This is a genomic window from Pseudocitrobacter sp. RIT415 (assembly GCF_003057695.2).
Lineage (GTDB): Bacteria > Pseudomonadota > Gammaproteobacteria > Enterobacterales > Enterobacteriaceae > Pseudocitrobacter > Pseudocitrobacter faecalis.
The window spans coordinates 509,966-536,686 of the sequence record NZ_QBJC02000001.1; the positions used below are offsets into that span (position 1 = coordinate 509,966).

General features: G+C 54.8%; 24 protein-coding genes and 1 pseudogene. 7 read left to right on the forward strand and 18 right to left on the reverse strand.

Annotated features, from left to right (window positions below; all coding sequences use genetic code 11):
- Positions 1-9 precede the first annotated feature (9 nt).
- Positions 10-1,212 (forward strand): phenylpropionate dioxygenase ferredoxin reductase subunit, encoded by a 1,203-nt coding sequence (hcaD, locus tag DBY68_RS02280; protein ID WP_108473375.1) that lies wholly within the window; start codon positions 10-12, stop codon positions 1,210-1,212.
- A 122-nt stretch (positions 1,213-1,334) separates the two neighbouring features.
- On the forward strand, positions 1,335-1,757 hold the full coding sequence (locus tag DBY68_RS02285) for a DoxX family protein (RefSeq protein ID WP_108473374.1): 423 nt from the start codon (positions 1,335-1,337) through the stop codon (positions 1,755-1,757).
- Between the two features lie 60 nt (positions 1,758-1,817).
- Here DBY68_RS02285 and glyA read toward each other — a convergent pair whose 3' ends face one another.
- Positions 1,818-3,071, reverse strand: coding sequence for a serine hydroxymethyltransferase (gene glyA / locus DBY68_RS02290; RefSeq protein ID WP_108473373.1), 1,254 nt, complete (start codon positions 3,069-3,071; stop codon positions 1,818-1,820).
- Positions 3,072-3,387: 316 nt separating this feature from the next.
- On the opposite strand from glyA, the gene hmpA reads away from it, so the two are divergent.
- On the forward strand, positions 3,388-4,578 hold the full coding sequence (gene hmpA, locus DBY68_RS02300) for an NO-inducible flavohemoprotein (RefSeq protein WP_108473372.1): 1,191 nt from the start codon (positions 3,388-3,390) through the stop codon (positions 4,576-4,578).
- A gap of 120 nt (positions 4,579-4,698) precedes the next feature.
- On the opposite strand, the gene glnB is transcribed toward hmpA, so the two are convergent.
- The 4 genes from glnB to qseE all read right to left on the reverse strand — a co-directional run bounded on the left by glnB (position 4,699) and on the right by qseE (position 8,597).
- Entirely contained in the window at positions 4,699-5,037 is a 339-nt protein-coding gene (gene glnB, locus DBY68_RS02305; protein ID WP_003860685.1) for a nitrogen regulatory protein P-II, read from the reverse strand.
- Positions 5,038-5,104: 67 nt separating this feature from the next.
- A complete protein-coding gene (gene glrR, locus DBY68_RS02310) occupies positions 5,105-6,442 on the reverse strand; it encodes a two-component system response regulator GlrR (protein ID WP_108473371.1) in 1,338 nt (445 codons plus the stop codon).
- The gene (gene qseG / locus DBY68_RS02315) at positions 6,439-7,164 is read right to left on the reverse strand and encodes a two-component system QseEF-associated lipoprotein QseG (protein WP_108473370.1); all 726 of its coding nucleotides are present in this window, start codon (positions 7,162-7,164) and stop codon (positions 6,439-6,441) included. The genes glrR and qseG overlap by 4 nt, the downstream gene beginning before the upstream one ends.
- Positions 7,161-8,597, reverse strand: coding sequence for a two component system sensor histidine kinase QseE/GlrK (gene qseE / locus DBY68_RS02320; RefSeq protein ID WP_189622663.1), 1,437 nt, complete (start codon positions 8,595-8,597; stop codon positions 7,161-7,163). Before qseE ends, qseG begins: the two co-directional genes overlap by 4 nt.
- A 546-nt stretch (positions 8,598-9,143) precedes the next feature.
- On the opposite strand from qseE, the pseudogene DBY68_RS23200 reads away from it, so the two are divergent.
- Positions 9,144-9,245, forward strand: a pseudogene (locus DBY68_RS23200) (hypothetical protein); the annotation flags it as partial.
- Between the two features lie 48 nt (positions 9,246-9,293).
- Here the strand turns inward: DBY68_RS23200 and purL are convergent.
- A complete protein-coding gene (gene purL, locus DBY68_RS02325; RefSeq protein WP_108473369.1) occupies positions 9,294-13,181 on the reverse strand; it encodes a phosphoribosylformylglycinamidine synthase in 3,888 nt (1,295 codons plus the stop codon).
- Between the two features lie 256 nt (positions 13,182-13,437).
- Here purL and mltF point away from each other — a divergent pair, with 256 nt between their 5' ends.
- A complete protein-coding gene (gene mltF / locus DBY68_RS02335) occupies positions 13,438-14,994 on the forward strand; it encodes a membrane-bound lytic murein transglycosylase MltF (protein WP_108473770.1) in 1,557 nt (518 codons plus the stop codon).
- Here the strand turns inward: mltF and tadA are convergent.
- Both tadA and yfhb read right to left on the reverse strand, forming a co-directional pair.
- A complete protein-coding gene (gene tadA, locus DBY68_RS02340) occupies positions 14,988-15,527 on the reverse strand; it encodes a tRNA adenosine(34) deaminase TadA (RefSeq protein ID WP_108473368.1) in 540 nt (179 codons plus the stop codon). The genes mltF and tadA overlap by 7 nt on opposite strands.
- A gap of 27 nt (positions 15,528-15,554) precedes the next feature.
- Positions 15,555-16,190, reverse strand: a complete 636-nt coding sequence (gene yfhb, locus DBY68_RS02345) for a phosphatidylglycerophosphatase C (RefSeq protein WP_108473367.1) — start codon at positions 16,188-16,190, stop codon at positions 15,555-15,557.
- Positions 16,191-16,419: 229 nt separating this feature from the next.
- Here yfhb and DBY68_RS02350 point away from each other — a divergent pair, with 229 nt between their 5' ends.
- Together DBY68_RS02350 and DBY68_RS02355 are read left to right on the forward strand one after the other, a co-directional pair.
- A complete protein-coding gene (locus DBY68_RS02350) occupies positions 16,420-17,268 on the forward strand; it encodes a MurR/RpiR family transcriptional regulator (RefSeq protein ID WP_015963399.1) in 849 nt (282 codons plus the stop codon).
- Positions 17,269-17,353: 85 nt separating this feature from the next.
- Positions 17,354-17,614 carry a YfhL family 4Fe-4S dicluster ferredoxin gene (locus DBY68_RS02355; RefSeq protein WP_015963398.1) on the forward strand — a complete coding sequence of 87 codons (261 nt, stop codon included), beginning with the start codon at positions 17,354-17,356 and terminating at the stop codon, positions 17,612-17,614.
- On the opposite strand, the gene acpS is transcribed toward DBY68_RS02355, so the two are convergent.
- From acpS to rseA, 10 genes are all read right to left on the reverse strand, one after another.
- Positions 17,611-17,991, reverse strand: a complete 381-nt coding sequence (gene acpS / locus DBY68_RS02360; protein ID WP_108473366.1) for a holo-ACP synthase — start codon at positions 17,989-17,991, stop codon at positions 17,611-17,613. The genes DBY68_RS02355 and acpS overlap by 4 nt on opposite strands.
- Positions 17,991-18,722 (reverse strand): pyridoxine 5'-phosphate synthase, encoded by a 732-nt coding sequence (gene pdxJ, locus DBY68_RS02365; protein ID WP_108473365.1) that lies wholly within the window; start codon positions 18,720-18,722, stop codon positions 17,991-17,993. Before pdxJ ends, acpS begins: the two co-directional genes overlap by 1 nt.
- A gap of 116 nt (positions 18,723-18,838) precedes the next feature.
- Entirely contained in the window at positions 18,839-19,546 is a 708-nt protein-coding gene (gene recO, locus DBY68_RS02370) for a DNA repair protein RecO (protein WP_108473769.1), read from the reverse strand.
- A 133-nt stretch (positions 19,547-19,679) separates the two neighbouring features.
- Complete coding sequence (era, locus tag DBY68_RS02375) at positions 19,680-20,585, reverse strand: GTPase Era (protein WP_108473364.1); 906 nt, start codon at positions 20,583-20,585, stop codon at positions 19,680-19,682.
- On the reverse strand, positions 20,582-21,262 hold the full coding sequence (gene rnc / locus DBY68_RS02380; RefSeq protein ID WP_015963393.1) for a ribonuclease III: 681 nt from the start codon (positions 21,260-21,262) through the stop codon (positions 20,582-20,584). The genes era and rnc overlap by 4 nt, the downstream gene beginning before the upstream one ends.
- A 216-nt stretch (positions 21,263-21,478) precedes the next feature.
- A complete protein-coding gene (gene lepB / locus DBY68_RS02390) occupies positions 21,479-22,453 on the reverse strand; it encodes a signal peptidase I (protein WP_108473363.1) in 975 nt (324 codons plus the stop codon).
- 16 nt (positions 22,454-22,469) lie between these two features.
- The gene (lepA, locus tag DBY68_RS02395; RefSeq protein WP_108473362.1) at positions 22,470-24,269 is read right to left on the reverse strand and encodes a translation elongation factor 4; all 1,800 of its coding nucleotides are present in this window, start codon (positions 24,267-24,269) and stop codon (positions 22,470-22,472) included.
- 357 nt (positions 24,270-24,626) lie between these two features.
- Positions 24,627-25,103 carry a SoxR-reducing system protein RseC gene (gene rseC, locus DBY68_RS02400; RefSeq protein WP_108473361.1) on the reverse strand — a complete coding sequence of 159 codons (477 nt, stop codon included), beginning with the start codon at positions 25,101-25,103 and terminating at the stop codon, positions 24,627-24,629.
- Entirely contained in the window at positions 25,100-26,053 is a 954-nt protein-coding gene (gene rseB, locus DBY68_RS02405; RefSeq protein WP_108473360.1) for a sigma-E factor regulatory protein RseB, read from the reverse strand. Before rseB ends, rseC begins: the two co-directional genes overlap by 4 nt.
- Positions 26,053-26,703 carry an anti-sigma-E factor RseA gene (rseA, locus tag DBY68_RS02410; protein WP_108473359.1) on the reverse strand — a complete coding sequence of 217 codons (651 nt, stop codon included), beginning with the start codon at positions 26,701-26,703 and terminating at the stop codon, positions 26,053-26,055. The genes rseB and rseA overlap by 1 nt, the downstream gene beginning before the upstream one ends.
- Positions 26,704-26,721 lie beyond the last annotated feature (18 nt).

The window sequence follows — 26,721 nt, forward strand, 5'->3', positions numbered from 1 at the left end:
GGAGCCACCATGAATAATGAAATTATTGCCATTATCGGTGGTGGTCAGGCCGCAGCGATGGCGGCGGCATCACTGCGTCAGTTGGGTTTTGGCGGCGAAATACATCTTTTCTCCGATGAACAGCAACTCCCCTATGAACGCCCACCGTTGTCGAAAGCGATGCTGCTTGACGATAATCCGCAACTGCAACCAGTCCTCGCCGCCGACTGGTGGCTGGCGAATAACGTTCAGTTGCATCTGGGCGTGACAATCCGCCATCTTGACCGCCAGGCCAAAACGGTGGTGCTGGCGGACGGTCAACACTATCCCTGGACGAAATTGCTGATAGCCACCGGGGCAGCGGCGCGTCCTCTGCCGATGCTGGATGCGCTGGGCGAACGCTGCTTTACGCTGCGTCATGCCGCTGATGCTGAACGGCTACGCCCGGTGCTGGACGCCGGAAAATCGCTGGTGATTGTCGGCGCGGGAACCATTGGCCTTGAGCTGGCAGCCAGCGCAACACAGCGTGGATGCCAGGTGACGGTAGTAGAACTTGCGCCAACCGTGATGGGCCGAAACGCCCCGCCGCCGGTGCGTGACTATTTGATTCGCCGCCACCAGCAAGCAGGCGTGCGTTTGCTGCTCAACAGCGCCATTGAACACGTTGAGGCCGGCGAAAAGGTCATGCTGACATTACAAAGCGGCGAACAGCTGCAGGCGGATGCGGTGATTTACGGCATCGGCATTGTGGCGAACGACACCCTTGCCCGCGATGCCGGGCTGGAAACGGCCAACGCTATCGTGGTGGATGCACGCGGTATGACGTCCGATCCGGCCATTTTCGCCGCCGGTGATGTGGCGATAACGCGTCAACCTGACGGCTCCCTGCATCGCATTGAAAGCTGGGAAAATGCCAATTTTCAGGCGCAAACCGCTGCGGCTGCCATGTTAGATCAACCGCTTCCCGTTGCCACACCGGGCTGGTTCTGGAGCGATCAATTCAGCGATAACCTGCAGTTCGTGGGCAAGATGCAGGGTGAAAACTGGATTTGTCGCGGGAACCCGGATGAGCGAAAAGCTATCTGGTTTCAGCTGCGCGATGGGGCGCTGGTTGGGGCTGTGGCGCTTAATCAGGGCCGCGAAGTGCGCGTGCTACGCAAGCTGATTCAGTCGGGCAAACCGCTTGCGCGCGATGCACTCACCGATGAACGCGTGGCGCTTAAGTCGCTGTAAGTCAGTAAAAAGGTCGCGCTGGCGACCTTTTCAACAATCAGTAAACATAACGTCGCATCGCGTGGCAGAGTGTCACATTGTGTATTACGTTTTAAGAACACGTCTTAACATAATGGAAGACTATGAACACACTACGTTATTTCGACTTTGGCGCATCACGTTCGCTGATGCTGCTTATCGCGCGCATCGCTCTCGTTTTGCTGTTTATCCTTTTCGGTTATCCGAAAATGCTCGGCTTTGATGGCACGGTTCAGTATATGGCGTCCTCGGGCGCACCAATGCCAACCCTGTCGGCGATTATCGCCATCATCATGGAAGTACCGGTCGCCATTCTGATTGTGCTGGGCTTCTTCACGCGCCCGCTGGCGGTTATCTTTATTTTCTATACGCTGGGTACGGCGGTGATTGGCCACCATTACTGGGATATGACCGGTGATGCAGTGGTACCGAATATGATTAACTTCTGGAAAAACGTCAGTATCGCGGGCGGCTTCCTGCTGCTGGCGATGACCGGGCCGGGCACAATTTCTCTGGATCGCCGGTAAATCAATACCGGACACAAAAAAGGCCGCTTGCGCGGCCTTTTCTTATTCTGCAAAACAGAATTATGCGTAAACCGGGAAGCGTGCGCAGATATCCAGAACTTTACCTTTGATGCGCTCGATAACCGCTTCATCATTGATGTTGTCCAGAACGTCACACATCCAGCCAGCCAGTTCCTTCGCTTCCGCTTCTTTGAAGCCACGGCGAGTGATTGCCGGAGAACCGATACGGATACCGGAGGTCACAAACGGGCTCTTCGGATCGTTCGGCACGCTGTTTTTGTTGACGGTAATGTTAGCGCGGCCCAGGGCTGCGTCAGCTTCTTTACCGGTCAGGTTTTTGTCGACCAGATCCAGCAGGAACAGGTGGTTTTCAGTACCGCCGGAAACCACTTTGTAGCCACGATTCAGGAACACTTCCACCATCGCTTTGGCGTTTTTCGCAACCTGCTGCTGGTAAACTTTAAACTCAGGCTCCATCGCTTCTTTCAGTGCTACCGCTTTACCAGCAATCACGTGCATCAGCGGGCCGCCCTGTGCGCTTGGGAAGACAGCGGAGTTCAGTTTTTTATACAGCTCTTCATCACCGCCTTTCGCCAGGATCAGGCCGCCACGCGGGCCCGCCAGAGTTTTGTGGGTGGTGGTGGTCACGACATGCGCGTGAGGAACCGGGTTCGGGTAAACGCCTGCGGCAATCAGACCCGCAACGTGGGCCATATCGACGAACAGATATGCGCCGATGCTGTCAGCGATTTCGCGCATTTTAGCCCAGTCAACGATGCCGGAGTAGGCAGAGAAACCACCGATAATCATCTTCGGTTTATGTTCCTGAGCCAGCTTCGCCATTTCGTCATAATCGATTTTACCGGACTCATCAATACCGTAAGGCACGATGTTGTACAGTTTACCGGAGAAGTTTACCGGGGAGCCGTGAGTCAGGTGACCGCCCTGCGCCAGGTTCATACCCAGAACGGTATCGCCCGGCTGCAGCAGCGCGGTGTAGACGGCGAAGTTAGCCTGAGAACCGGAGTGCGGCTGAACGTTAGCGTAGTCTGCGCCAAACAGCGCTTTCGCGCGGTCGATAGCCAGTTGCTCAACGATATCCACATACTCGCAACCGCCGTAGTAGCGTTTGCCCGGATAACCTTCAGCATATTTGTTGGTCAGCTGAGAACCCTGTGCCTGCATAACGCGCGGGCTGGTGTAGTTTTCGGAGGCGATCAGTTCGATGTGCTCTTCCTGACGTACTTTTTCCTGCTCCATAGCCTGCCACAGTTCGGCATCATAATCGGCAATGTTCATTTCACGCTTTAACATCCGCATCTCCTGACTCAGCTAACAGTAAATTTTTTTAAGCCCTGATGGACAACGGCCAACAGTATAACTGATTAGTTCTGCGATAACAGGTCTTGACAAACGATTTTACGCAAACGTTTTCCTTCGCGTCACACAAGGGCTTGAGGAATAAAGGCTCGCCAAATTTCAACGGATAACTTTTCAGGTTTGTGATGCAAATTCTTCACGTTGTAACCAACACGATGCATTGTTACAAAGAACCATTTACAAAGCAGGGGTATTTTTATAAGATGCATCCAATATGCAACAATAGATAATCGTAAAAAGGAAGCCTGCCATGCTTGATGCTCAAACCATTGCTACCGTCAAAGCCACCATTCCCCTGCTGGTTGAAACCGGCCCTAAACTCACCGCCCACTTTTACGACCGGATGTTTACCCACAACCCGGAACTGAAAGAGATTTTCAATATGAGCAACCAGCGCAACGGCGACCAGCGTGAAGCGCTGTTCAACGCCATTGCCGCCTACGCCAGCAATATTGAAAACCTGCCTGCCCTGCTGCCTGCGGTTGAGAAAATCGCCCAGAAACATACCAGCTTCCAGATTAAACCTGAGCAGTACAATATTGTTGGCGAACATCTGCTGGCGACGCTCGACGAAATGTTCAGCCCAGGCCAGGACGTGCTGGATGCATGGGGTAAAGCTTACGGTGTACTGGCGGGAGTATTTATCAACCGTGAAGCAGAAATCTACGAGCAGAACGCCAATAAAACCGGCGGCTGGGAAGGCACACGCCCGTTCCGCATCGTGGCAAAAACGCCGCGGAGCGCGCTCATCACCAGCTTCGAATTTGAACCCGTGGACGGCGGCGCGGTAGCAGATTATCAACCGGGCCAGTATCTGGCAGTCTGGCTGAAACCGGAAGGCTTCCCGCATCAGGAGATTCGTCAGTACTCCCTTACTCGTAAGGCGGATGGCAAAGGCTACCGCATTGCGGTGAAACGCGAAGACGGCGGCCAGGTATCAAGCTGGCTGCACAACTCCGCGAATGTCGGCGATGTGGTGCATCTGGCGGCACCTGCGGGCGATTTCTTTATGTCCGTGGAAAACAACACGCCGGTGACGCTGATCTCCGCCGGTGTCGGTCAGACACCGATGCTGGCGATGCTCGATACGCTGGCGAAATCCAGCCATACCGCGCAGGTAAACTGGTTCCACGCGGCAGAAAATGGCGATGTGCATGCCTTTGCTGACGAAGTGAAAAATCTGGGAGCAACCTTGCCGCGCTTTACCGCGCATACCTGGTATCGTCAACCGACCGACGCAGACCGTCAGGCAGCAGCGTTTGACAGCGAAGGATTGATGGATTTAAGCGCGATGGAAGGAGCCTTTAGCGACCCGGCGATGCAGTTTTATCTCTGTGGCCCGGTCGGCTTTATGCAGTTCGCCGCAAAGCAGTTGGTTGAGCTGGGCGTGAAGCAGGAAAGTATTCATTACGAGTGCTTTGGGCCGCATAAGGTGCTGTGATTTTTGCCCTCACCCCGCCCTCTCCCACAGGGAGAGGGAGAAAACCAGCGCAAGAATTGACGCCTGCACAAACCATTCCCTCTCCCTGCGGGAGAGGGTTAGGGTGAGGGGCATACGGTGTTAAATCGCCGCGTCGTCCTCTTCACCTGTACGAATACGGATCACGCGCGCCACGTCAAAGACAAAGATTTTGCCGTCGCCGATTTTGCCGGTCTGAGCCGTGCGAATAATGGTATCCACACAGGTATCAACGATATCGTCGCTGACCACAATTTCAATTTTGACTTTCGGCAGGAAGTCCACCATGTATTCCGCACCGCGATAGAGCTCGGTGTGGCCTTTCTGACGACCAAAGCCTTTCACTTCCGTTACCGTCATGCCGGTAATACCGACTTCCGCCAGCGCTTCACGTACATCATCCAGTTTGAAGGGTTTAATAATCGCATCAATTTTTTTCATGGTGTTCCTGTTTTTCAGTCGCGTAACCGGTTGCTCACCGTATCATAAATCACGCAAAAGTACGGTGCTACTCTTTAAAATCATTTGCGTCCAGTTCGTGGCGTGAGAGCAGCTTATAAAACTCCGTGCGGTTACGCCCCGCCATTCTCGCCGCATGCGTCACATTCCCTTTGGTGATTTGCAGCAGCTTGCGCAGGTAGTTGAGTTCAAACTGGTTTCGCGCTTCCACAAAAGTTGGCAGTGCGGTGTTCTCGCCCTCTAAAGCCTGATCGACCAGCGCGTCGCTGATCACCGGCGACGACGTCAGCGCCACGCACTGTTCAATTACGTTCACCAGTTGACGCACGTTGCCCGGCCAGTTGGCCGCCATTAAGCGCTTCATGGCATCGGTGGAAAACGCGCGCACGAACGGTTTGTGGCGGTCGGCGGACTGGCGCAATAGATGGTTTGCCAGCAGCGGAATATCTTCCGTGCGCTCGGCAAGCGTCGGAATTTTGAGGTTGACCACATTAAGGCGATAAAAGAGATCTTCACGAAACTCGCCGCGCGCCATCGCTTTTGGCAGGTCGCGGTGAGTCGCGGAGATAATCCGCACGTTAATGTCGAGGTCGCGGTTGCTGCCCAGCGGGCGGACTTTGCGCTCCTGCAACACACGCAGCAGTTTGACCTGCAGCGGCGCAGGCATGTCGCCAATCTCATCGAGGAACAGCGTGCCGCCTTCCGCCGCCTGAAACAGCCCTTCCCGATTGCTTACCGCGCCGGTAAACGCCCCGCGCGCGTGGCCGAAAAGTTCCGATTCCAGCAACTGTTCCGGTAATGCACCACAGTTAATCGCGACGAACGGTTTACTGCTACGCGGGCTGGCGTTGTGAATCGCCTGCGCCAGAATCTCTTTTCCGGTACCGCTCTGGCCGTTAATCAGCACGCTAACATCCGACTGCGCCACCATTTGTGCCTGCTCCAGCAGCCGTAACATAATCGGGCTGCGGGTGACGATGGACTCCCGCCAGCGCTCGTCCACCGCCGGCGCGGTTCGCGCCAGCGCTTCATCGATGGCTTTATACAGCGCGTCTTTATCGACCGGTTTGGTCAGAAAACTGAATACGCCCTGCTGGGTGGCAGCCACGGCATCCGGAATCGAGCCGTGAGCGGTGAGGATAATCACCGGCATACCCGGCTGCACTTTCTGGATTTCACTGAACAGCTGCAAGCCGTCCATTTCATCCATTCGCAGATCGCTGATAACAAGGTCGATACGTTCTTTTGCCAGCACGCGTAACCCCTGCTGACCGCTCTCGGCGGTATCCACCTGATAGCCTTCACTGTTCAGGCGCATCCCCAGCAGCTTCAGCAGCCCGGGGTCGTCATCCACCAGCAGCAGGCGAGCTGTTTTCCGTGGTGTCATTGCTTCTCCTCCGTGTCAGCGGGCGTATCCGTACCGTGTGTGCTGTCCGGGTTAAAACCGGACGAGGGTTTTCGGCTGGAGAGCTGGCGCTCTATGTCGGTCAGGTTTTGCAGCTTGCGGGTCGTCAGATCAAGTTCGCCCTTCAGCGCCTGCTGCTGCTGGCGCAGTTCATCCAGCGCGGCATCGCTCGTTTCCTGAAGCTTACTGTAGCGCGTGCGCTGGTCAGACAGCTTCAGTTGCAGCATCTGATTATCGCGCCACACCTGGTAAAGGGGACGGATGCGCGTTGGAATTTGTGCGCTTTTCGCATCAAGGCGTGAAACGATCAGCTGGCGTTCGGACGGCGTGATTTTGGCATTGGCCAGCAGCACACCACGCTTGAAAGCATCTGACCAGCTTTCATCGCCCAGTTGGTTAGCCTGCGCCCGCGCTTGAGTAGGAGTGAGACGTTCGGCGCAATCCATACCGCGCAGCCAGTACAGCGGATTGTTTTCCGCGACGGTTCCATCAAGCGTCCAGAGCTCGTCACAGGTGGTCGACAGGTAATCCGCCACCTGTTCATGAGGAACTTTCTCTGCGCTGACGCCGCCAATATGCGGCGTCAGGCCAGAGCTACAGCCGACGAGCGCCAGACAGGATAAGCCCGACAACCAGAAGCGGCGGACACCCTGTACAACGCGCGTACTTAAAAAGTGGGACATATGCACCCGATATGTAGTCATGAGTTTGTTTTATCCGGCCCGGGGACAGGGAGTTCAATGCGAAAACAGATATCGCCCGCACTATCGTCAATCAGATGAAGCTCGCCGTGCATCTTACGCACGCAATCTCGGGCAATACTCAACCCCAGGCCACTGCCCTTCACGGCCCCTTTTCGCTGGCGACTGCCCTGGAAAAAGGGCTCAAAAATCATTGTCTTTTCGGCATCCGGGATCGGCGTCCCGGTATTGGCCACATCAATAGCGATTCGCCCGCTGGAGACGTGGCTACGGATATAAATGTTACCGGATTCAGTACCATAGTGCACCGCATTGGAGTAGAGATTGTCCAGTGCACTCATCAATAGCGTCGATTCTGCCAGGCATGCCGGGGCTTCCAGCGCGACCTGGGTATGCATCATTTTAGCTCGCGCCGGCAAACTGTGCGCAGAAACAACGGCTTCCACCAGCGGGGTCAGTTCCACGCGGCTCATGGGCACCGCGCCATCGCTCAGTTTACGGTTGTAATCAAGCAGTTGTTCAATTAGCTTTTGCAAATTACGGCTGCTATCATCGAGGATATCCACCACTTCTTTTTGCTCCGGCGTGAGCGGGCCGACAACCTGGTCTGCCAGCAATTCGGTTCCTTCACGCATGCTGGCGAGCGGCGTTTTAAGTTCGTGGGAGAGATGGCGTAAAAACTGGTGGCGCTGTGACTCCAGCCAGGAGAGCCGATCGCTTAACCAGACGATACGCTGGCCGACCGACCGCAGTTCGCGCGGGCCTCGGAAGGACACGCCCTCTTTGAGGGTCTCCCCCTCGCCGAGACGATTAATCATACTCTCAATGCCTTTGACCGGGCCGATGATCATGCGGGTAAACAGTAACACCATCGCGAGGCTCACCAGGAACAGCACCAGTGCTTGCCATCCGAAGAACTGACCCCGCTCGGCTATTTCCTGCTGCAACTGCTGGCCGCGCGAGAAGACCACCGTACGCGTCGCCTGCACCATTTCGGTATTAGCATTGGCAAACGCTTCCAGTTTGCTGGCCGCCTGCTTTTCCGGGCCGCTGTTGTGGCATTGAAGCTGAGCCAGATCGTTCAGATCCTGTCTTAACGCCTGATACAGTTTTTCATCGGGCAGCACGCCCGCGTGCGCGTCAAGCATATCGCTGTAGCGCTTACGCTGACTCTGGTAAACCCGCGCCAGCGTCGGGTCATCGAGCACACAGTACTGGCGATAACTGCGCTCCATTTCCAGCGCAATATTGGTCATTGCTTCGCTGCGACGTGCGTCAATCAGGGTGGTACGGTTGGTTTTTTCCGCCTGCGCGCTGAGCGCATTCAGGCTCTGCCATGCCTGCCAGGCCAGCACCAACAATGGCAGCAGGATCAACAGAAACGCCAGCATAACCAGCTGTCGCAGCGAACGGGGAGAAAGAGAGACGCGTTTCACAAGGAGTTCCCAAAAAATCAACCTGTAAGGATGCTAACTGAGGAAGTGACGCGGGGAAAGGCAGAAATAACAAAGCCGGGTCGAAACCCGGCTTTGTTATGGAATAAGGCGGTGCCTAACTCAACGTTTCGCCCGATGGTTGATATGCAAAGATATCAGAAGCTGGACGGCAGGCACCTTGTTGTGCGTCATTCGAAGTTTATGTAGCACGTCCCGAAGGGGCTGACATAAGAGGGTGAATGAGCCACTGAGTATATTAATGCAGGATATGTGCCAACATGGAAAATAAAATGTTAACTTTATGATAATTAAAGATAATGTTAATTATATCACTCATTGTAGAAATGATTACTTTTTGCGCTTTTCGTCGCTAATTAGCAACACTTTATGCACCGTTAATTAAAATAGATTTAAATCAATAAGTTAAATGTCGCCTTTTAGAGACACCCTTAATAAGGATTGTCTGTCATTCACGACACCTGAAAACGCCATCCAACAAAAAAGCCGCTTTCGCGGCCCCAGATTGCTGACAAAGTGCGCTTTATTCTTGCCGGATGCGGCGTAAACGCCTTATCCGGCCTACAAAATCGTGCTAATTCAATATATTGCAGAATCCTTGTAGGCCTGATAAGCGTAGCGCATCAGGCAATTTTGCGTTTGTCATCAGTCTCAGGCCGCTTTCGCGGCCCTTTTCACTTAACCTAACTGCTTGCGCGCATTGCGGAAGATGCGCATCCACGGCCCGTCCTCGCCCCAGTTTTCCGGGTGCCAGGAGTTCGCCACGGTACGGAACACACGCTCCGGGTGCGGCATCATGATGGTGACGCGACCGCTTTCGTTGGTCACTGCGGTGATCCCGTTCGGAGAACCATTCGGGTTCGCCGGATAGGTTTCCGTCACCTTGCCGAAGTTATCAACGTAGCGCAGCGCCACCAGCCCTTTGCTTTCCAGCGCGGCCAGATGCGCCGCATCACGAACTTCCACGCGCCCTTCACCGTGAGAAACGGCAATCGGCATCTGGGAACCGACCATACCCTGCAGCAACAGCGACGGGCTTTGCGTCACTTCGACCAGGCTGAAACGCGCTTCAAAACGGTCAGAGTTGTTACGCACAAAGCGCGGCCACAGGTCGCTGCCTGGGATCAGTTCGCGCAGATTAGACATCATCTGGCAACCGTTGCACACGCCCAACGCCAGCGTTTGTGGACGATGGAAGAAGGTTTCGAACTCATCGCGCACGCGATTATTGAACAGGATAGACTTCGCCCAGCCTTCACCCGCGCCCAGCACATCGCCGTACGAGAAGCCGCCGCAGGCGACCAGCGCATCAAAACGCGCCAGCCCGGTGCGCCCGGCCAGCAGGTCACTCATGTGCACGTCGATGGCATCAAAGCCCGCACGCTGGAACGCTGCGGCCATTTCAACGTGGGAGTTGACGCCCTGCTCACGCAATACCGCCACCTGAGGACGCGCGCCCTTCGCAATATACGGCGCAGCGATATCCTCGCTGATATCAAAGGTCAGTTTAACGTTGAGACCTGGATCGTTATCGTTGGCTTTCGCGTTATGCTCCTGATCGGCGCTTTCCGGGTTATCACGCAGACGCTGCATCTGCCAGGTGGTTTCCGCCCACCACATACGCAAGGTGGTGCGGCTTTCGCTAAAGACCGGCTGGCCGTTAGCGGTCAGCACAAAGCGGTCACCCGCGACGGCGTTACCCAGATAGTGCACACAATCACCGAGGCCGTGTTTTGCCAGCAGCGCTTCAACCGCCTCTCGGTCAGCCGCGCGAACCTGAATAACCGCCCCCAGTTCTTCTGTGAACAGCGCAGCCAGACGGTCGTCGCCCAGCGCGGCGATATCCGCCTCAACGCCACAGTGACCGGCAAAGGCCATCTCTGCCAGCGTCACCAGCAGGCCGCCGTCGGAACGGTCGTGGTAGGCCAGCAGTTTACGTTCTGCCACCAGTGCCTGCATGGCGTCGTAGAAGCCTTTCAGCTGCGCGACGTCACGCACATCAGCCGGTTTATCGCCCAGTTGACGATAAACCTGCGCCAGTGCGGTGGCACCCAGTGCGTTATGGCCCTTGCCGAGGTCAATCAGCAGCAGGGCATTATCTTCCGTGGAAAGCTGCGGGGTGATGGTATGACGCACATCTTCTACACGGGCAAACGCAGAAATCACCAGCGACAGCGGCGAGGTCATCTCACGCTGTTCGTTACCTTCCTGCCAGCGGGTTTTCATCGACATAGAGTCTTTACCCACCGGAATGGTCAGGCCCAGCGCCGGGCAAAGTTCTTCGCCCACGGCTTTCACCGCTTCGTACAGACCCGCGTCTTCACCAGGGTGACCGGCGGCAGACATCCAGTTCGCCGACAGTTTGATGTGTTTGATATTGCCAATTTGCGTCGCCGCAATGTTAGTCAGCGCTTCCCCTACCGCCAGACGAGCGGAGGCCGCGAAGTCGAGCAACGCAACCGGGGAACGTTCACCAATCGCCATCGCTTCACCGTAGTAGCTGTCGAGGCTGGCGGTAGTGACCGCGCAGTTCGCCACCGGGATCTGCCACGGGCCAACCATCTGATCGCGCGCCACCATGCCGGTAACGGTACGGTCACCGATAGTTACGAGGAAGGTTTTTTCAGCAACAGATGGCAGGTGCAGAATACGGTTAACCGCATCGGCAATGGTAATGCCTTCACGAACCAGCGCGTCGCCTTTGGCTTTCAGCGTGGTGACATCGCGGGTCATCTTCGGCGTTTTGCCCAGCAGCACGTCCAGCGGCAGGTCGATAGGCTGATTGTCGAAGTGTTTGTCATTCAGAGTGAGGTGCTGTGCTTCGATCGCTTCGCCAATCACCGCGTATGGCGCGCGTTCACGCTTACAGAGTTCATCAAACAACGGCATCTGGTCAGGCGCAACCGCCAGCACGTAGCGCTCCTGCGATTCGTTACACCAGATTTCCAGCGGGCTCATCCCTGGTTCGTCGCTCAGAATGTCTCGCAGTTCGAATTTACCGCCGCGTCCACCGTCGCTCACCAGCTCCGGCATCGCGTTTGAAAGGCCGCCCGCGCCAACGTCGTGGATAAACAGAATCGGGTTCGCGTCGCCGAGCTGCCAGCAGCGATCGATCACTTCCTGACAACGGCGCTCCATTTCTGGGTTGTCGCGCTGGACCGATGCAAAATCGAGATCCGCATCAGATTGACCGGAGGCCATAGAGGAGGCTGCACCGCCGCCAAGCCCGATATTCATCGCCGGGCCGCCGAGAACCACCAGTTTTGCTCCCACGGTGATCTCGCCTTTCTGCACGTGATCGGCACGGATGTTGCCGATCCCGCCTGCCAGCATGATAGGTTTGTGATAGCCGCGCAGCTCTTCGCCGTTGTGACTGTTTACTCTCTCTTCGTAAGTACGGAAGTAGCCGTTCAGTGCCGGGCGACCAAATTCGTTGTTAAACGCCGCGCCGCCCAGCGGCCCCTCGGTCATGATGTCCAGGGCGGTAACAATGCGTTCCGGCTTGCCGAAATCTTCTTCCCACGGCTGTTCAAAGCCTGGAATGCGCAGGTTGGAAACAGAGAAACCGACCAGACCGGCCTTCGGTTTTGCACCACGCCCGGTAGCACCTTCATCACGAATTTCACCGCCGGAACCGGTTGCCGCGCCCGGCCACGGAGAAATGGCCGTCGGGTGGTTGTGGGTTTCGACCTTCATCAGGATGTGCGCAGGTTCCTGGTGGAAATCGTAGCGCCCCGTTTCGTGGTCGGCAAAATAGCGCCCCACTTCAGACCCTTCCATGACGGCTGCGTTATCTTTATAGGCAGACAGGACGTGATCCGGCGTGGTCTCAAAGGTATTTTTGATCATCTTGAACAGCGATTTAGGCTGCTGTTCACCGTCGATAATCCAGTCGGCGTTGAAAATTTTGTGTCGGCAGTGCTCAGAGTTAGCCTGCGCAAACATATAAAGTTCGATATCGTTCGGGTTACGCCCAAGCTTCGTAAAGGCATCCTGCAGATAGTCGATTTCATCATCCGCCAGCGCCAGCCCCAGACGCAGGTTAGCGTCAATGAGCGCCTGACGCCCTTCTCCCAGCAGATCCACGCTGGATACGGGTGCAGGTTGATGATGAGCAAACAGTTTTTCCGCATCCTGCAAGGAGTCGAAGACGCTTTCCATCATGCGATCGTGCAGCGCTGCCGCCACTTCGCGCCACTGCTCCGCCGTCAGCGTTGACGCTTCCACATACCACGCGACACCACGCTCCAGGCGCAGAACTTGAGTCAGGCCGCAGTTGTGGGCGATGTCGGTTGCTTTTGAAGACCAGGGGGAGATGGTGCCAGGGCGGGGAGTCACGAGCAGTAATTTACCGGATGGCGTATGGCTGCTAAGGCTGGGGCCATACTTTAACAGACGTTCAAGCCTGACTCGGTCTTCGTCGTGAAGCGGAGCATCCAGGTCGGCAAAATGGACATACTCAGCGTAAATATTGCTTACCGGGAGGTTGGCTGCCTGAAAACGTGCCAGCAGTTTGTTAATACGAAATGCAGACAGTGCAGGCGAACCACGCAGAATTTCCATCATAAGTCTCTCGTCTTCTAAGCTTTCAGTGTGCGCAAGGGGGGAAAACGGGCGCTATTATAGATAATCCTGCGCCCTGACGAAACCGTTTGCGTAGAAATAAAATCACTTCCTGCTTTTACCAATAGATGTGACGTATCTCTCGAATTAGTTGCCAACTGGCGCAATCTTAAGCAAAATGCCGCTCATTCTGTTCCAAACCATAGTCTTCTTATGGTCACTGCACACAGTGATTTTGTTAGCGCAGAGAATTAACTATTTGAAAAAATTAAAGATTAATTATCTGCTGATCGGCATCGTTGCACTGCTGTTAGCAGCAGCCCTTTGGCCCTCCATCACCTGGATCAACCAACCGGCCAATCGCATTGCTGCCATTCAGGCGCGGGGAGAACTTCGCGTCAGTACCATCGTGTCTCCCTTAACCTACTCCCGCGTTGACGATAAAGCGTACGGGCTCGACTACGCCCTGGCTGAACAGTTTGCTAATTACCTTGGCGTGAAGCTGAAAGTCACCGTGCGGCAAAACATCAGCGAACTGTTTGATGACCTTGATAATGACAAAGCAGACCTGCTGGCAGCGGGCCTGGTCTATAACAGCGAGCGCGTCAAAAACTACCATGCGGGGCCGGCCTACTATTCCGTTTCTCAGCAGGTGGTGTATCGCGTTGGCAGCTATCGCCCGCGATCGCTGGGCGAACTGAATGCTGATAATCTCTCCATCGCGCCGGGGCATGCGGTCATCAACGACCTTCAGGCACTGAAAGAGACGAAATATCCCGATATCAGCTGGCAGGTGGATGAAAAGCGCAGCAGCGAAACCTTAATGGAAGAGGTGCTGGCGGGCCGTTTGAATTACACCATCGCAGACTCGGTGGCGATCAGTCTTTTCCAGCGCGTGCATCCAGAACTGGCCGTGGCGCTCGATATCACCGACGAACAGCCGGTGACCTGGTTTAGCGTCAATGATGAAGACGATACGCTTTCTGCGGCGATGCTCGACTATTTCAACAGCATAAATGAAGACGGTACCCTCGCCCGACTGGAAGAGAAATACCTGGGGCATGGTGGCGATTTTGATTATGTCGATACGCGATCGTTCCTGCGTGCCGTCGATAGCGTGTTGCCTGATCTTCAGCCGCTGTTTGAGAAATACGCGAAAGAGATCGACTGGCGACTGCTGGCGGCTATCTCGTATCAGGAGTCGCACTGGGACGCTCAGGCAACCTCCCCCACCGGCGTGCGCGGCCTGATGATGCTCACCAAAAATACGGCCCAAAGCCTCGGCCTGACCGACCGTACCGATGCGGAACAAAGCATCGGCGGCGGCATGCGTTATCTGCTGGATATGATGGATAAAGTGCCGGATACGGTGCCGCAGGATGAGAAAATCTGGTTTGCTCTCGCGGCCTATAATATGGGCTACGCGCACATGCTTGACGCTCGCGCTTTAACGGTTAAACAGAAAGGAAACCCGGACAGCTGGACGGATGTGAAACAGCGTCTGCCGCTGTTGAGCCAAAAACCTTATTACAGCAAGCTCACCTATGGTTATGCGCGTGGACATGAAGCTTACGCCTATGTGGAAAACATCCGTAAGTATCAAATTAGCCTGGTGGGATATCTGGCGGAGAAAGAGAAGAAAGTGGCCCAGGAGATGGCGATTGCCGCCGATTATCCGGCGGTAACGATGGACGAACTGAACCGCAACAATGCTGACTTCTTACCGTTTATTTCCCTGTCGCCGCGTGATTACCTGCACAGCGTTCAAGGGTCGACGTCGAGCGAACTGGTCGACGCCGCGCATCCCCATCATTGATTCCCGGCTTTCTGCGCTTTGCGTAAGGCTTTAATCTGTACGCGGCGTTCGCGGAAAAAATCACTCAGCATACTGGCGCATTGATCGCGTAGTACGCCTTCAGTGACCTCGACCCGGTGATTCATCCCCGGATGATGCAGAACATCCATTAACGACCCTGCAGCGCCGGTTTTAGCGTCGCGCGCGCCAAACACCACGCGTCCAATGCGGCTATGCACCATTGCACCTGCACACATCACACAGGGTTCCAGCGTAACGTACAGCGTGGCGTTAATCAGGCGGTAGTTTTGCAGCACCATGCCGCCCTGACGCAGCGCCATAATTTCAGCGTGAGCCGTTGGATCGTGGCGACCTATCGGGCGATTCCAGCCTTCGCCAATCACCTGATTATCGAGCACCAGTACCGCGCCAACCGGCACTTCCCCTTCATCCCAGGCGCGCTGCGCAAGCGTAAGCGCATGGCGCATCCAGTATTCATGGTTGAATTCATTGTCGGACAAAGCGGGCACTCCAGATGATAAATCGGGGCGCATTATACATAGAGAGAATGAGATTACCCACTATTCCAGCCGCTGAAGTTCGCCGCGCGGCGTTACCCGCCAGCGGTGCTGGCAGAAATAGAGCAGCGGGTTATCCTGTTTACTGTCGCTGTATCCGCTAAACAGGCGCAGCGGCGTACCGATTTTGCGCTCCAGTTGCACCACTTTTTCATGGCCCAGACAGCGCAGCGAGAGCACCCAACCGCCATGAGCCCGGGTTATCTGACTGGCGATAAGATTTACGCGCGGTAGCCAGGGCGTATCAAAATAGACTTTCTCCACCAGCGACTGTGGTGAACCAGTGATCAGCCACACGTCGGCATCGGTACTGATAAGGTATTCGGTCAGGCGCTTATGAACCACCGGGAAAGTCACCACATTAGCGCGAAACCACGTGGCGAAATCGGCTTCCAGCGTGCGCAGTTTGGCTTCGCTGTGCCCAAAGGTACATCCCCACAGCAGCAAACTCATTGGCCAGCGCGCAGCGCGCCCTTTTACCAGCAGCGCGATGCCGATTATCGGCAGCAGCGGCAGCACCAGCAATGCATTAAGCGGCTGTCGCCGCAGCAGATAGCGCAGAAACGTGCCGAACATATCCTGCTGATGCAGCGTGCCATCCAGGTCGAAAAAAATAACTCGACGGGGGTCGTTTGCCAAACCAGACTCCTTTAAGCGATGAATTTCCGTTAACTCCTTACAAGCGTAACAGATAGCGCGGGTGATTTCTGGAAACATCACCTCAACGGCAAGATGCAAAAAGTGTTCAATATTTTGCGCCAGGTGGAATATTTAATTCAGGTTATTCCGTTATAATCGAATAATAATTCTTTCAGGCGAGCAGAATTGTTGTCGGGAGAGGTAGCGTAATTTTGCCCTTGAGGAGCGTATGAATTGTTTAATCCGTATTCGCCAGCGATATCCACATCTGGCGCAAAGTGATAAAAAACTGGCCGATTTTATCCTGGCGCAGCCTGACCTGGCGCGTCATCTCAGCTCACAGCAGCTGGCGAGCCAGTCGGGTGTCAGCCAGTCCAGCGTGGTAAAGTTCGCGCAAAAGCTGGGCTTTAAAGGTTTTCCGGCCCTGAAACTGGCGCTAAGCGAAGCGCTGGCCAGCAATCCGAACCCGCACTCCATTCCAGTACACAACCAAATCCGCGGTGACGATCCGCTGCGTCTGGTGGGTGAAAAGCTCATCAAAGATAATGTTGCCGCGATGCATGCCTCACTCGACGTCAACGACGAAGAGAAGCTGCTGGAGGCGGTGAACATGCTCCGTGGCGCAAGGCGCATCGTGCTGACCGGGATTGGCGCTTCGGGCCTGGTAGCGCGCAACTTTAGCTGGAAACTGATGAAGATTGGCCTTAACGCCGTCGCCGAGCTGGATATGCACGCCCTTCTCGCCAGCGTTCAGGCGCTGAGCGAAGGCGACCTGCTGTTAGCGATCTCCTACTCCGGCGAGCGCCGCGAGATAAACCTGGCGGCAGATGAAACCCTGCGCGCGGGCGGCAAAATTCTCGCCATCACCGGATTTTCGCCCAACGCGCTCCAGCAGCGTGCCACGCACTGCCTTTATACCATCGCGGAAGAGCAGGCGACGCGCAGCGCGGCCATTTCCTCTACCAGCGCGCAGATGATGCTGGCGGATGTGCTGTTTATGGGGCTGGTGCAACAGGATCTGGAAAACGCGCCGGATCGCATTCGCCATAGTGAAGCGCTGGTGAAGAAGCTGGTATAGCGAATTACCCCGGAAAAAGTATGGTCTGAGCAGAAAATGCGCGTATAATGCGCGGCCCGAATAGGTTGTTTCTGAGAGTTTCCTGATGGCGTTGTTAATCACCAAAAAATGCATCAACTGCGATATGTGCGAACCGGAGTGTCCGAACGAAGCCATTTCGATGGGTGATAGCATCTATGAGATCAATAGCGATCGCTGCACCGAGTGCATCGGCCATTATGAGACGCCTACCTGTCAGAAAGTGTGCCCGATCCCCAATACGATTTTAAAGGATCCGGCACACGTTGAGAGCGAAGAACAGCTGTGGGATAAATTCGTGGCGATGCATCACGCCGACAAAATCTAGCTTTCCAGAATAACCGTGGCACAGGCATAACGACGTTCATCCGCCAGGGTGACGTGCATGTGCGTCACGCCCAGTTTTTCCGCCAGCTTCTGCGCTTCGCCCCACAGGCGCAGCTTCGGTTTACCCATTTCGTCGTTGTACACTTCAAACTGGTTAAACGCCAGGCCGTTGCGGATGCCGGTGCCAAAGGCTTTTGCCGCCGCTTCCTTCACCGCGAAACGCTTGGCCAGAAAACGCACCGGTTGCTGATGCGTTTCCCAGATAGCCCACTCATTGTCGGTTAATACGCGCCGGGCGAGGCGATCGCCGCTGCGGGCAATCACCTCTTCGATACGCGTGATCTCGACAATGTCTGTTCCGAGCCCAAGAATCGCCATTATTTGCGCGCTTCCAGCATCAGGCGTTTCATTTCGGCAACAGCCTCTTTCAGGCCGGTCATCACCGCACGGCCAATGATGGCGTGGCCGATATTCAGTTCGTGCATTTCTGGCAGCGCAGCGATAGCTTTCACGTTGTGATAAGTCAGGCCATGACCGGCGTTCACTTTCAGCCCCAGGCTCGCGGCATAGGTTGCGGCGTGAGCGATACGCTCCAGCTCTTTGGCCTGTTCTGTGTCAGTTCCAGCATCGGCATAGCAACCCGTGTGAATTTCGATATAAGGCGCACCGACTTCTGCCGCGGCTTTAATCTGCTCTTTATCGGCATCGATAAAAAGAGAGACCAGAATTCCTGCGTCGGCGAGGCGTTTGCAGGCATCGCGCATTTTGTCACGCTGACCAGCAACGTCGAGACCGCCTTCGGTGGTCACTTCCTGACGTTTTTCCGGCACCAGGCAGCAGAAATGCGGTTTAGTATCGACGGCAATGTTCAGCATCTCTTCGGTGACCGCCATCTCCAGATTCATGCGCGTGTCGAGCGTCTGACGCAAAATACGCACGTCGCGGTCGGTGATGTGGCGACGGTCTTCGCGCAGGTGAACGGTGATGCCGTCCGCCCCCGCCTGTTCAGCGATAAATGCCGCCTGCACCGGATCCGGATACGCCGTGCCGCGCGCGTTACGCAGGGTGGCAATGTGGTCAATATTGACGCCTAACAGTAATTCAGCCATGACAATCCTCGGTTTTTAGTTCGGTGTTCGTTTTCCCCTCACCCTACCCCTCTCCCGAAGGGAGAGAGGACCGGTTGTGCACAATGCCCAGTACGGTGCCGGTTCTAAGGGGGATTTTATTTTTTTGGCAAAAACTGCCTGAATAATTCCCGGCTTTTTAGCGGTTTGCCACCAAGATACGGCTTCAGCGCCATACGGGTAAAGCGTTTTGCGGCACGCAGTGAATCCACATCCGGAAACTCACGGCTGGCCAGCGCTTTCAACTGATGGCCGGTAAAGGTGTAGTTGTCTATTACCACGCTGGCGATAAAGCCTTTCTCTTCGCGATAGCGATAGGTCATGGTGTCATCCACTTCCTCGCCGCTTCCCGCGCAGTGCAGGAAATCGACGCCATATCCCAGATGCCCCAGTAGCGCCAGCTCAAAGCGACGCAAAGCCGGTTCGGGCGAACCAGTGGTGCCCGCCAGCGCCTGAATGCAGTGCAGGTAATCGAAGAAGAGTTCAGAGAAACGGGTTTCATGCTCCAGTACGCGGGAAATAAGTTCGTTAACGTAAAGGCCGCTATAGAGTGTGATACCGCTTAGAGGGAGCGCCAGCGAAACGGCTTCCGCGCTGCGCAGGGTTTTGACTTCACCGCGCCCGCCAAAGCGAACTAACAGGGGAGTAAAAGGCTGAAGCGCGCCTTTCAGATTGGAACGTTTGGAACGTGCGCCTTTGGCAACAAGGCGCACGCGGCCCGACTCTTCCGTGAAGACGTCCAGCATCAGGCTGGTTTCGCTCCAGGGGCGACTATGCAGGACGAATGCGCGCTGCCAGCCTTCCATCATACCCGTCGTCTTTCAAGCCGCAGGTGCGTTGGCTGCGACTGTTCACCCCAGTCACTTACTAATGTAAGCTCCTGGGGATTCACACTCTTGCCGCCTTCCTGCACCATGAAAGCCATAGGGTATGAGAAACTTACAGATCGTCGCCATAGCCAAGACTACGCAGTGCGCGCTCGTCATCAGCCCAGCCGGATTTTACTTTCACCCACAGTTCCAGGTGAACCGGGGCTTCGAACATTTCCTGCATATCTTTACGGGCTTCAATACCGATGGTCTTGATTTTGGAACCTTTGTTACCAATTACCATCTTCTTCTGCCCATCACGCTCAACGAGGATCAAACCGTTGATGTCGTAACCGCCGCGCTCATTAGACACGAAACGCTCGATTTCCACGGTAACGGAATATGGCAGCTCTTCGCCCAGGAAACGCATCAGCTTTTCACGGATGATTTCAGACGCCATAAAGCGCTGAGAACGATCGGTGATGTAATCTTCCGGGAAGTGATGAATCGCTTCCGGCAAATGCTTACGTACGATCCCGGCGATGGTATCGACGTTCAACCCGGTTTCTGCAGACATCGGTACGATATCGAGGAAGTTCATCTGGCTGCCGAGGAACTGCAGATGCGGTAGAAGATCTGCTTTTTCCTGCACGTTATCAACTTTGTTTACAGCCAGAATCACCGGCGCTTTGCCTTCGCGCAGTTTGTTCAGCACCATTTCGTCGTCCGGCGTCCAGCGAGTGCCTTCCACGACAAAAATCACCAACTCAACATCACCGATAGAGCTGCTCGCCGCTTTATTCATCAGGCGGTTGATGGCGCGCTTTTCTTCCATGTGCAGACCCGGGGTATCGACATAGATTGCCTGATACGCACCTTCCGTATGGATACCGACAATGCGGTGACGCGTGGTCTGCGCTTTACGCGAGGTAATAGAAATTTTCTGCCCCAGCAGATTGTTCAGCAGGGTAGATTTGCCCACGTTCGGACGTCCGACGATGGCGATAAATCCGCAGTAAGTTTTGTCGTTGCTCATTCCAGCTCCAGTTTTTTCAACGCCTGTTCGGCGGCAGCCTGCTCCGCCTTGCGACGGCTGGAACCTGTGCCAACCACCGGTTCACTCAGGCCGCTAACCTGGCAGTGGATAGTAAATTCCTGATCATGTGCTTCCCCACGCACCTGCACCACCAGATAAGATGGCAGCGGCAGATGGCGGCCTTGCAGATACTCCTGCAAGCGCGTTTTTGGATCTTTCTGTTTGTCGCCCGGGCTGATTTCGTCCAGACGCGTTTGATACCAGGAGAGAATTAACTTCTCGACATTCTGAATATCGCTGTCGAGGAATACCCCACCAATCAGCGCTTCAACCGTATCCGCAAGGATAGATTCGCGACGGAAGCCGCCGCTTTTCAGTTCACCCGGCCCTAAACGCAGACATTCGCCCAGTTCAAACTCACGGGCGATTTCCGCCAACGTATTCCCGCGAACCAGCGTCGCGCGCATACGACTCATATCGCCTTCATCCACACGCGGGAAGCGGTGATAAAGGGCGTTAGCGATGACGTAGCTTAAAATAGAATCGCCCAGAAATTCTAAGCGCTCGTTATGTTTGCTGCTGGCACTGCGATGGGTTAATGCCTGTTGCAACAACTCCTGATGAACAAAAGTGTAGCCCAGCTTCCGTTGAAGCCGATTAATTACGATGGGGTTCATGCGATACCAATAAATGAATGCGTCAAAAATTCAGCACACGAAACAGATCTGAAAGCACCAATACGGTTTCGTGTGCCGTGTCTATTAAGAAAGACATGTGTAACTTCGGGGGGATATTCTATACGCAACGACAAGGGATGTCGTTAGTTTGGAGAGATTTAACTGCTAAATAATTTATGCGGAGGCACTAATGCCCCCGCATAGGTCTGACAAGAATTAGTGGATACCGCCAATACGGCTTAAACGTACGCCGGTCGGCCATTCACCTTCCTGTTTTTCGAAGCTCATCCAAATGGCCGTCGCCTTGCCGACCAGGTTTGCTTCCGGCACGAAGCCCCAGTAACGGCTATCAGCGCTGTTGTCGCGGTTATCACCCATCATGAAGTAATGACCCGGCGGTACAATCCACGTAGCCGGCTGTAAACCCGACTGGCGATAGTACATGCCGACCTGATCCTGCGCGATTGGCACAGTCAGAATGCGGTGATTAACATCGCCCAGCGTCTCCTGACGTTCAGTCAGGCGAATACCGTTTTCTTTGGTTTCACCTTTCGGTAATTCAAAGAAACCGCTGGTTGCTTCGCCACCGTTACGACGGGCAAAGGTCTGCACGAAATCGCTCGGCTCAACATTCGAGTAGGTCACCGGCAGCGCGTTACCGCATGCCTGACCAGAACTGCAATTCGGTTGAATCGTGACTTCTTTGCTGATCGGATCGTAGGTCACTTTATCACCCGGCAGGCCAACCGCGCGTTTGATGTAATCAAGACGCGGATCTTCCGGATATTTAAACACCACGATATCGCCACGCTTCGGGTGACCTGTTTCAATAATCGTTTTCTGGTAAATAGGATCTTTGATGCCGTAGGCGAATTTTTCCACGAGGATAAAATCACCAATTAACAGCGTCGGCATCATTGAACCGGATGGGATCTGGAACGGCTCATAAATAAAAGAACGCACGATGAGCACAATCGCCAGCACTGGAAATACGGACGCGCCGGTTTCCAGCCAGCCCGGTTTCGGGCCCACTTTTTTCAGCGTTTTTTTGTCCAGTGCATCTCCGGTTGCGACCTGCGCCGCAGCCTGACGTTCCCGACGTTTGGGGGCGAAGATAAATTTATCAACGCACCACAAAAGGCCCGTGACCAGTGTGGCAATCACCAGAATCAGGGCAAACATATTCGCCATGCCAACTCCTTAAGGATTATTTACCGTCTTTTCCGACGTGCAGAATGGCGAGGAAAGCTTCCTGCGGCAGTTCGACGTTACCGACCTGCTTCATGCGCTTTTTACCCTCTTTCTGTTTTTGCAGCAGTTTTTTCTTACGGCTGACGTCACCGCCGTAGCATTTCGCCAGGACGTTTTTACGCAACTGTTTCACCGTTGAACGCGCGATAATGTGGTTGCCGATGGCCGCCTGAATCGCGATATCAAACTGTTGACGAGGGATCAGATCTTTCATCTTCTCAACCAGTTCACGACCACGGTACGGCGCATTGTCGTTGTGGGTGATCAGCGCCAGCGCATCCACACGCTCGCTGTTGATAAGAACGTCAACACGCACCATGTTAGACGCCTGGAAGCGTTTGAAGTTGTAATCCAGCGACGCATAGCCGCGTGATGTTGACTTCAGACGGTCGAAGAAGTCGAGTACCACTTCTGCCATCGGAATTTCATAGGTCAGCGCAACCTGTTTACCGTGGTAAACCATGTTGGTCTGTACGCCACGTTTTTCCACGCAAAGGGTAATTACGTTGCCCAGATACTCCTGCGGCAGCAGCATATGACACTCGGCGATCGGCTCACGCAGCTCCGCGATGTTATTCAGCGGCGGCAGCTTGGACGGGCTGTCGACGTAGATGACCTCTTTGTTCGTGGTCTCTACTTCGTAGACTACGGTCGGCGCGGTGGTGATCAGATCCAGATCGTATTCACGTTCCAGACGCTCCTGAATGATCTCCATGTGCAGCAGACCGAGGAAGCCACAGCGGAAGCCGAAGCCCAGCGCGGTAGAGCTTTCCGGCTCGTAGAACAGAGAAGCATCGTTCAGGCTCAGTTTGCCCAGCGCATCGCGGAAATTTTCGTAATCGTCAGAGCTTACCGGGAACAGGCCCGCGTAAACCTGCGGTTTAACTTTTTTAAAGCCAGGCAGCGCTTTGTCAGCCGGATTACGCGCCTGAGTCAGCGTATCGCCAACCGGTGCACCCAGAATGTCTTTAATGGCACACACCAGCCAACCCACCTCGCCGCATTTCAGCTCGGTACGGTCAACCTGTTTCGGCGTGAAAATGCCCAGACGGTCGGCGTTATACACCTGACCGGTGCTCATCACTTTGATTTTGTCGCCTTTACGCATAGTGCCGTTTTTAATACGCACCAGCGAGACCACGCCCAGGTAGTTATCAAACCAGGAGTCGATGATCAGCGCCTGCAGTGGGCCTTCCGGGTCACCTTCCGGCGGCGGAATATCGCGCACCAGACGTTCCAGAACCTCGGTGACACCTACGCCGGTTTTCGCCGAGCAGCGCACGGCATCTGCCGCGTCGATACCGACGATATCTTCAATTTCTTCCGCCACGCGCTCAGGATCGGCAGCCGGGAGGTCGATTTTGTTCAGTACCGGAACCACTTCCAGATCCATTTCCATGGCGGTGTAGCAGTTTGCCAGGGTTTGCGCCTCTACGCCCTGCCCGGCGTCAACCACCAGCAGTGCGCCTTCACAGGCCGCCAGAGAACGGGAAACTTCGTAGGAGAAGTCGACGTGACCAGGGGTGTCGATAAAGTTCAGTTGATAGGTTTCGCCATCAGCTGATTTAAAGTCCAGGGTGACGCTCTGCGCTTTAATGGTAATGCCGCGTTCGCGTTCCAGATCCATCGAATCGAGAACCTGGGCTTCCATTTCACGATCAGAAAGGCCACCGCAAATCTGGATGATACGGTCAGACAGCGTCGACTTACCGTGGTCGATATGTGCAATGATCGAAAAGTTACGTATATTCTTCATATATTAAGATAATTATGCCTTACGAATACTTTGAGGCCGCTGTTCTGTGCCTGACGTTTTTGTCGTTCGAAAACGCCGCATTCTACACTACAACTGCGCAACCAGGAAATGCTCTTCCAGCAAGCATAGCGGTTCCGTTCACGGCTTTCTCATACCAGATGTAAATAAAAATAAAGCCAGTACGATCGCTGGCTGAGAGTGATGGCAAACGCAACACTGCATGATGCGCTACGCTTATCAGGCCTACCAGGTTTCTGCTGTATATTGGATGCGCACTATTTTGTAGGCCGGATAAGACGTTTACGCCGCATCCGGCTAGAACAGCACGCACTTTGTCAGCAAACTGAGCCAGTGCGATCACTGACTCAATTCAGAAGAAGTGGTGGTTCGCAGGAGGTCAGGTGGCAGGCCAACGCTAATGATGACTGGTTGCCACGTTTCGCGTTTCGCAAGCGTGGGCGAAAAACCGCGCGCCAGTAAAAAGCCCCCCACACCGCCTAACAGCGCTCCACACATGGCAGCGATGTCAGTGCCAAATAGCACCTGGAACAATGAGGCCATGATAAACAGCCCTACCAGCGGGGAAAGGTAAACCAGCATAGCGGAACCCAGCAGACTGCTTTCGCTAATTCCCAGCTCCACTTTTTGCCCGGCCACCAGCGGTTCGGCGCTGGGAACGGTAATAGTGTGGCTGGTTTGCGGCCCAAGTTTATTGAGCACGCGGCTGCCGCAGCCCGCGCGTGACGCGCAGCTGCTACATGATGCTTTCACGTCGCAGTGAACTTTTGCAACGCCGTTCTCCCAGGAGACAACGGTCGCCCACTCTTTAATCATTGTACGCCCTTGAAGCTAATACCGTCGGCAATGCGTTTCGCCGTTGGCGGCGGCAGTTCACCGACGATAGTGATTTCAGCCTGATTGCGCACGGTGGTGCTAACCGTGCGGCGACCGGTGCGCAGCATCTGTTCGCTGCTGTTGGCCGTGGCCCGGCTGATGTTGATGGAGAAACTGAACAGGCCGTCCGAGAAGAGACGAGACTCCACTGCGGTATCAATGGTAGGTAACGTGCGACGGCTGCTGGAGACCTCGCTGAAGCCCTGAGGCACCCAGGTCGGCGACCAGTTGAAGTTCACCTTACTGCCCGCCGGAACGGAGAGCAGCGGCGGCAGGCTGGCTTTCGCCAGTTTATCCATGCTGCTACCCACTTGATCGCCTACGTTAAACGCAATGACGCGGAACTGCTCCAGCGTTTCGCCGTCGCGATCCAGCAGGTCAACCCGCATCGGCAGTTTGCTTTCAGAGTCCATCCAGACGATGTAGCTATAACGGGTGCCATCGCGCGCGACGACGCGGATCACTTCACATAAGCGATCGGCAATACGGGTTCGGCCGACAGAGATGAAATCGTAATACGGCGCCAGGCGTTTAAAGTCGGTATAGACCAGCGACGGCAAGGAATCGACGATGTAATCGCCATTGAGCGTAAACGGGTCGAGGCCCGGCTCAAAATAGCTGATTTCATTGCCGCGCTGCACCACTTCACGACGCGGACCATCCAGTTGCAGTAGCTGTGCCAGTGCCTGGTTGTTCAAACGCGCGTGACGATAGCGTAGCGATTCGACGCCGGTTTTATTGATGCTGACGAATGACAGCTCATAGTTGAGGGACTGACTGGCCAGATTCATCTGCTGCAACAACGCCCCGGACGAGACATCAGCCGAGGCGTTGACAGAGAAGAACAGGCTGCCAGCCACAAGGGACATGGCACACCAAAGTTGCTTCATTACTGCGATTGCGTTCCTAAAGTTTGATAGCCCGGCACCTGAACAGCAGCCTGCTGGGTTTGTGCCTGTTCAAACTGAAGTTGCTCAGAATGCAGGCGGCGCTGCAATTCATAATCCTGCAACATTGCGTTGATGCGACGGCGTTGTTCCTGAACCTGCTGTTGCTGGCCCGTACCCGCAGTGGCATCAGACGGCACGCCCAGGCTAACCGGACTTGCTTTGCCCATCATCGGTAAGGTATTAAAAACCGGTGTTTCGGGCTGCTGAGTAGAATCTGATTGCCCATTATAGTGCTGGACACCGACAATAACTGCAAGCGATACACAAGCCGCAACGCCCATTTGGGTAAGCGAGCTCGCCCACGGACGGACTTTTTTCCAGAATGGCATATTCTGCCATTGATGCGGCGCTGGCTGGGCTTCAGGAATGAGCGGCGTCGCCTGACGAGCGGGCTCATTTTCGATGGCAGCCATGACGCGAGAAGAGATATCAAAATGAAGTACATCCGCCGTATCGCCGCGCAGCGAATCACGGATGAGATGATAGCTCTCCCAGGTTTTTTGCATTTCCGGCGAACGAGTTAATTCGGTGAGCAACTCGTTATCCACCGTTTCACCATCCATTAAGGCGGAAAGTTTTTCTTTCTGCATGCCTAATACCTTTTCCAG